The sequence below is a fragment of the Brevundimonas sp. genome (assembly GCF_035626535.1).
GTDB lineage: Bacteria > Pseudomonadota > Alphaproteobacteria > Caulobacterales > Caulobacteraceae > Brevundimonas.
In genome coordinates this window covers 1-7,051 of sequence record NZ_DASPNO010000074.1, presented here as the reverse complement: position 1 = coordinate 7,051, position 7,051 = coordinate 1, and the positions used below count along the sequence as shown (strand labels likewise).

The window sequence follows — 7,051 nt, the reverse complement described above, 5'->3', positions numbered from 1 at the left end:
GCGAGCGTGAGCGCGAGCGTGAACGCACGCCCCGCGAAGACGCTGTCGAAGCCGTCGATTAAGGAACCCGGAACATGACCGACACCACCGCTCCCTCGCCGGGCGCGCCGGCCGGCTCCGGCCCGGCCCGCCGTCCCTTCTATCGCCGCCGCAAGGTGTGCCCGTTCTCCGGCGCCAACGCTCCGAAGATCGACTACAAGGACGTCAAGCTGCTGCAGCGCTACATCAGCGAACGCGGCAAGATCGTTCCTTCGCGCATCACGGCCGTCTCCCAGAAGAAGCAGCGTGAACTGGCCAAGGCCATCAAGCGCGCCCGCTATCTGGCCCTCCTGCCCTACGTGGTGAAGTAAGATGAAGGTCGTTCTGCTTGAACGCGTCGAGAACCTCGGCGCCATCGGCGACGTCGTGTCCGTCAAGGACGGCTTCGCCCGCAACTTCCTTCTGCCGCGCGACAAGGCCCGTCGGGCCACGTCGGCGAACCTGAAGGCCTTCGAACTCGACCGCGCCGCCATCGAGGCCCGCAACGAGAAGAACAAGGCCGAGGCGCAGAAGGTGGCCGACAAGATCGACGGCCAGACCTACGTCATGATCCGCCAGGCGGGCGAGACCGGTCAGCTGTACGGCTCGGTCGCCGGCCGCGACGTCGCCGAGGCCGTCCAGGCCGAAGGGGGCAAGATCGAGCGCTCGCAGGTCGTGCTCAACACCGCGATCAAGACCCTCGGCGTCCACGAAGTGCTGGTTCGCCTGCACGCCGAGGTCACCGCCACGGTCAAGATCAACGTCGCCCGTTCGGTCGACGAGGCCGAGCGGCAGGCCAAGGGCGAGGACGTGATCAAGTCCGCCTACGACCAGGACCGCGCGGAAGCGATGGAAGCGGCGCAGGACATGATCGCCGGCGGCGCCGGCCAGCAGGAAGGCCTCGGTTCGGAAGCCTGAAACCGGCCCGAGCGCTGACAAGTCACGGCGGCGTGGGGGAAACCCTGCGCCGCCGAACTTTTTTCCGGCCGACCCTTGACGCGTTTATGCCGCATCGCAATATCGCAACTGCTCATCGAGACCGGTCGAGGGACTAGGCCCAGCGACGCCGGGGCAACCTGCGGATATCCGTAAGGTGCCAACTCCTTCGGGACCCCTCAGGGTCGCGGCAGATGAGGGATGGAGGGTCACTCCCCCAGCTCCCCATTCGCCACCGGCGCAGTTCTCGATAGAGCGGGAGATGACGATGCGTGACCCTGCGGCTTCTGATCCATTCGTCCTGCCGGCCCGCCTGTGCTCCTCACACATGGAGCCGATGCGATGTCGACGTTCGCTGTAAGCGGCTGACCGACCGGCGTCCGCGCCACACCTGACCTTTCAAACACAGCAGAGGCTGACCCGCGCTCGCCACCGGCGGCGCGGCGCGGACCGCTGCGCCTATCGAGAACCCGAACATGACCCAGATCAACGCCTCCTACCGCCTGTTCCTGCTCGCCGCAGCGTCAGGTGCTACGCTCGCCTTGGCTGCCCCCGCGGCGGCCCAGACCGTCCCCCCGGAACCCGATACGGCGGTCGAGGACGTTGTCGTCACCGGCACCCGTGCTCCGAACCGGTCGCGCCTCGATACCCTTTCGCCGGTGGATGTCGTCACCGCCGAGGATCTCCGGAACCGCGGCACGACCGAGCTCGCCGCCGCCCTCGCGCAAGCTGTCCCGTCGCTGACCTTTCAGCGGCCCTCAGTGACGGACGGCACGGACTCCATCCGCCCCGCCACCCTCCGCGGCCTTTCTCCCGACCAGACGTTGGTGCTGGTCAACGGAACGCGTCGGCACGCTTCGGCGCTGGTCAACGTCAACGGATCGGTCGGGCGCGGCTCGGCCGCCGTCGATCTGAACACCATTCCGGCGGGCGCTCTCGACCGTATCGAGGTGTTGCGCGACGGGGCCTCGGCCCAGTACGGCTCGGACGCGATCGCCGGAGTCGTCAACCTGCGCCTGCGCGAAGCGGATCATGGCGGCGGCGCGTCCTTCACAGCGGGCCAATACTACACGACCGTCGACACCGCCCGTTCGCCGGGCCGCGACGAACAGGACGGAGGAACGCTGACCGCCTCGGCCTGGCAAGGCTTCGGCCTCGGCGATGACGGCTACCTGACGCTCAGCGCCGAATACCTGCAGCGCGACCCTACCAACCGCGCTGACCTCGATCCGCGCGTGACCCCGAACGCAATTACGGCGAGATTCGGCGATCCCGAGGTGGACCAGTGGACGGTCTTCGCCAACGCCGGCAAGCCGTTGAGCAACGGATGGGAGGCGTATGGCTGGGTCGGATACCAGGATCGCGACAGCGAAAGCGCCGCCTTCCCGCGCCTCGCCGGCAACGCCAACAACGTGCCCGCCCTTTATCCGAACGGCTTCCTGCCGCTCATCGCCATCAACTCGCAGGACATCTCGGCGGCCGCGGGCATGCGCGGCGAGATCGGCGGCTGGGGCGCCGACATCAACCTCGTATACGGCCGCAACGCGCTGGACTTCCGTACGGAGAACTCGCTGAACGCCACCTACGGGGCCGCGTCGCCGACCAGCTTCGATTCCGGCTCGTTGATCTATGACCAGGTCGTGCTGGGCGCCGACTTCGCCCGCCAATATGACCTCGGCCTGTACGCGCCCCTCAATGTCGCCGTCGGTCTCGAGGCGCGGCGTGAGGGATATGAGATCGAGGCCGGGCAGCCGGAGTCCTACGATCGCGGTCCGCTCGGCGGGAACACCGCTCTTGCGGGGGGCGCCCAGGGCTTCGTCGGCTTCCAGCCATCGAACGAGGTCGACGAGGACCGCACCGCCGTCGGCGTCTATCTGGATGTCGAGGTTCCGGTGACCGAACAGTTCACCGTGGCCGGCGCTGTCCGCTTCGAGGACTATTCGGACTTCGGCGCCGCCACAACCGGCAAGGTTTCGGCGCGATACGACTTCAATCCGGCTTTCGCCCTGCGCGGCTCCGTTTCGACCGGCTTCCGCGCCCCGTCGCTGCAGCAGTCGTATTTCACCTCGACGGCCTCCGTCGTACAGAACGGCGTCGTGGTGGAAACCGGCACCTTCCCGGCCACCAGCCTCGTCGCCGCGACGCTGGGCGCGGAACCGCTCGATGCGGAAACCTCGGTAAACTATACCCTAGGCACGGTGATCCGGCTGGGGAATTTCGACCTGACTGTCGATGCCTATCAGATCGACATCGAGGATCAGATCGTCCTGTCGGAGAACATCAACCGCAGCTTCAGCCCGCAGGTCGCCTCCCTGCTCGATCCCCTCGGCGTGCAGGCGGCCCGATTCTTCCTGAACGGCGTGGACACCACCACGAGAGGTGTTGACGTTGTCGGCCGCTACCGTTTCGGGACCGATGCATACGGCGACTTCGACTTCACCGTGGCGGCCAACTTCAACGACGTCGAGGTGACCCGCGTCCCGACCTCGTCCTCGGTGCTCAATCCGGTGCCGCCGCTCCTCGCCCGCAGCCGGATCGAAACGATCCAGCAAGGCACGCCCGACACCAAGGTGTCAGCCAATGCCGACTGGAGCCGTGGGCGCTGGGGCGCCACGGCGCGGACGACCTACTACGCCAGCGTCGTGCAACCCGGCTCGACCGCCGCGAACGACTATTCGACCGGCGACAAGGCCGTCTTCGACTTCGAAGGCCGCTTCCAGCCGAACGAGCGGCTCACCCTGTCGCTGGGAGTCGACAACGCGTTTGACGAATATCCCGACGCGACGCCGGCCAACCTCAACAGCAACGGCGTGCTGGGCTTCCCCTACTATTCGCCGTTCGGCTTCAACGGGCGCTATGTCTACGCCCGCGTCGGCCTGAACTGGTGAGCGGCGGCGCGGCATCGTCACGGTCCGCGCCGCCCACCACACTTCGCCGTCCCCCGGGGGGCGACAGGCGTTGCCATGCGCCCCGTCGCCCCTTATCGGGACCGCCGGAGATAATTTCGATGATCCGGACCGCCGCCCTCGGCATCGCCCTTGCCCTCTTCGCCACCGCCGCCGAGGCGATGTCGGTGCGCGAGTTCCTCGCTATCGCCGACCGCCTGCCGCAGAACGCCACCGCCGTGTTGCGCCCCGACGGACGCCGGCTCGTCGATGAGGTCGCTACCGCGGTCAATACCATCAAGGCCGAGCAGGCGGCCGCCATCCGGGCCGGCCGGCGGCCCGCCCACTGCATCCCCGCGCGCGGGACCGGCATTACTCCGGAGACGCTCCTCGCCCGGCTCAAGGCCATCCCTGACCGGCGCCGGAACATCAGCGTGACCCAGGCCATCCGCGAGTGGATGGCCGAGCGTCACCCCTGCCCCGCTTGAGCCACCACTGATCTGTCAGGCCTTTTCGGGCCATCCACAGGGGTGTCCCCGTTCATTTGACGGAGGACCGACTTTTCCGTCCGATTTCGACGCATCGCGAGGCTATGCCTTCGTCGATGAACGCCCTCGCTCCCGTCTCCTTCCCGTCGCCGATGGACCCGTCGTCCATCCCGTCCCTGCCCCACAACCTAGAGGCGGAGCAGGCGCTGCTGGGTAGTTTGATGTTCGACAACTCGGTGTTCGAGCGCCTGTCCGACCGCCTGCGCGGCAGCCATTTCTACGAGCCCTTCCACCAGCGGCTTTACGACGCCATCGAGGACCACGTCCGCCAGGGCCTGCTGGCCGAGCCCACCATTCTGATGGAGCGGTTCAAGCAGGATCCCGCCTTCCAGGAGTTCGGCGGCCTGCGCTACCTCGCCGACCTGGTCGACCGCGCCCCGCCGGCGGCCAACGCGCCCGACTACGCCCGCGTCGTCTACGACCTCGCCCTGCGCCGCGACCTGATCCGCATCGGCGGCGAGATCATCAAGGAGGCGCCCCAGCCCGAAACCGCCGCCATCGACCAGATAGAGAGCGCGGAACAGCAGCTCTACACCCTCGCCGAAACCGGCAAGCCTTCCTCAGGCTTCGTGAGCTTCTCCAGCGCCCTGTCCGGCGCCGTCCAGATGGCCGCCGAGGCCTATCAGCGTGACGGCAAGCTGGCCGGACTGGCCACCAATCTCGATGATCTCGACCAGAAGCTGGGCGGCCTGCACCCGTCCGACCTGCTGATCCTCGCGGGCCGCCCGTCGATGGGCAAGACCGCTCTCGCCACCAACATCGCCTTCAACGTGGCCCGGAACTACCGCTGGGAGCCGACGCCCGAGGGCCGCAAGACGGTGAGCGGCGGTGTGGTCGCCTTCTACTCGCTGGAAATGTCGGCCGAACAGCTGGCCATGCGTATCCTCGCCGACGCCTCGGGCGTGTCCTCGGACAAGCTGCGCAAGGGCGAGATCGACGCCGCCGACTTCGGCCGCATCCGCGACGCCGCCGTTGAGATCGGCGAAAGCCCGCTGTTCATCGACGCCACCGGCGGCCTGTCGATGTCCAAGCTGGCCGCCCGCGCCCGCCGGCTGAAGCGGATGGAGCACGGGCTCGACCTGATCATCGTCGACTACCTGCAGCTGGTCACCACCGGCGAGTCCAACAGCCAGAAGAACCGCGTCCAGGAGGTCTCCGAGATCACCGGCGGCCTGAAGGCTCTCGCCAAGGAACTGTCCGTGCCGATCATCGCCCTATCGCAGCTGTCGCGCCAGGTCGAGCAGCGCGAGGACAAGCGGCCCCAGCTGTCCGACCTGCGGGAATCCGGCTCGATCGAGCAGGACGCCGACTGCGTCATGTTCGTCTACCGCGAGAGCTACTACCTCGGCCGCGCCGAACCGCGCGAGGGCACCGAGGAGCACCTCAAGTGGCAGGAAGACATGGACCGCCTCAAGCACCAGGCCGAGGTGGTCATCGGCAAGCAGCGCCACGGCCCCATCGGCATCGTCAAACTGTCCTTCGACGCCGACACCACCAAGTTCGGGAACCTCGCCCACGACGGCCGCTACCCGCAGTCCTACGAATAGATCGCACAGCGTCCGGTTGACTCCGCCCGGTGCTTTGGCAGAGTCACCACGGGACCGTTCCGTGGGGAACGGGTTTGGGGGATTCCATGCGTAAAATTGCAATCTGCGCGCTAGCCGCGCTGTCTCTGGCTGCGTGCGCGGGCACGCCGGTCCCGGCCATGCGGCCGCTGAACGAGAGCCAGATCGCCGCCATGGGCCCGACGCCGGTCGTCGTCGTCGAAGACAACATGGGCGTCACCAAGAGCTGGTTCTACTCGAGCAGCGCCCAGGCGGGCGCCCAGTTCGGACTGATTGGCGCGCTTGTGTCGACGGCCATCGACGCCATCGTCAACTACGGCCCGTCCAAGCGCGCCGCCAAGGCTGCCGACGAGATCGCCGAGATCATGCCCGTCGACGCCCTGAACGCCTCGCTGGCCGAGCAATTCCGCCGTCAAGCCGCCGCGGGCGGCGAAGGCGTCTCGATTTCGGATGTCTCGACCGTCCAGAAGATCACCGCTCCGGGCGTGGTCGATGACGCCGTCGAGGTCTCGGCCTTCTACCGCCTGTCGGAAGACTCCAGCACCCTGCAGGTCACCGTCACCCTGGCCTACAACAACACGGCCATCCCCTATGCGACGCCCTACACCTTCGAGGGTTCGCCGCCCAAGGCGGAGCTGGAAGGCCCGACCTACCGCAACACCTTCACCTACACCTCGAACCAGTTGCCGATCCCGGTGCTGACGCCGGAGCTGAAGGAACGCCTGGTCGCCTCGATCGAGGAAAGCTCGCGCGACGCCTCCGGCGCGCCTCCGGCGGAAGGCACCGACGCCTTCAAGTCGATGACCCGCGAACTGGAGCAGGCCCGCGACAACGAACTGACCAAGGCCGAGATCGCGATCTTCCTGACCCGTGAATGGATCAAGGACAACGGCGCCCTGCTCCGCGCCGAGGTCGAGAACGCCCACTCTTTCGTGGCTCGCTACACGGTGCTGGACATGAACCGCACCGCGGTTCCGAGCCTCGAGGGCCAGGACGAGGTGGTCGAGACCCTGGCGGACGGCCGTACGGTTCGCCGCCTCGGCGTCGGCGTGATGGCCGGTTCCTATACCTCCTCGCCCGGCGACGTCACCGGCTTCGC

At 67.4% G+C, this 7,051-nt stretch carries 6 protein-coding genes and 1 riboswitch; all 6 genes read left to right on the top strand.

All coding sequences use genetic code 11. The features are described from left to right. Positions 1–74 precede the first annotated feature (74 nt). Positions 75–350 (top strand): 30S ribosomal protein S18, encoded by a 276-nt coding sequence (gene rpsR, locus VEC04_RS11570; RefSeq protein WP_168048961.1) that lies wholly within the window; start codon positions 75–77, stop codon positions 348–350. 1 nt (position 351) lies between these two features. Then, positions 352–936 (top strand): 50S ribosomal protein L9, encoded by a 585-nt coding sequence (gene rplI / locus VEC04_RS11565; RefSeq protein ID WP_324776981.1) that lies wholly within the window; start codon positions 352–354, stop codon positions 934–936. Between the two features lie 109 nt (positions 937–1,045). Further along, positions 1,046–1,155: riboswitch (SAM riboswitch) on the top strand. A 275-nt stretch (positions 1,156–1,430) separates the two neighbouring features. Continuing rightward, positions 1,431–3,842 (top strand): TonB-dependent receptor, encoded by a 2,412-nt coding sequence (locus tag VEC04_RS11560; RefSeq protein WP_324776979.1) that lies wholly within the window; start codon positions 1,431–1,433, stop codon positions 3,840–3,842. Positions 3,843–3,961: 119 nt separating this feature from the next. Continuing rightward, complete coding sequence (locus VEC04_RS11555) at positions 3,962–4,327, top strand: hypothetical protein (protein WP_324776977.1); 366 nt, start codon at positions 3,962–3,964, stop codon at positions 4,325–4,327. Between the two features lie 116 nt (positions 4,328–4,443). Beyond that, a complete protein-coding gene (locus VEC04_RS11550) occupies positions 4,444–5,934 on the top strand; it encodes a replicative DNA helicase (RefSeq protein ID WP_324776975.1) in 1,491 nt (496 codons plus the stop codon). A 158-nt stretch (positions 5,935–6,092) separates the two neighbouring features. Further along, positions 6,093–7,051, top strand: a 959-nt coding sequence (locus VEC04_RS11545; RefSeq protein ID WP_324776973.1) for a hypothetical protein, incomplete at its 3' end; no start/stop codon positions are given.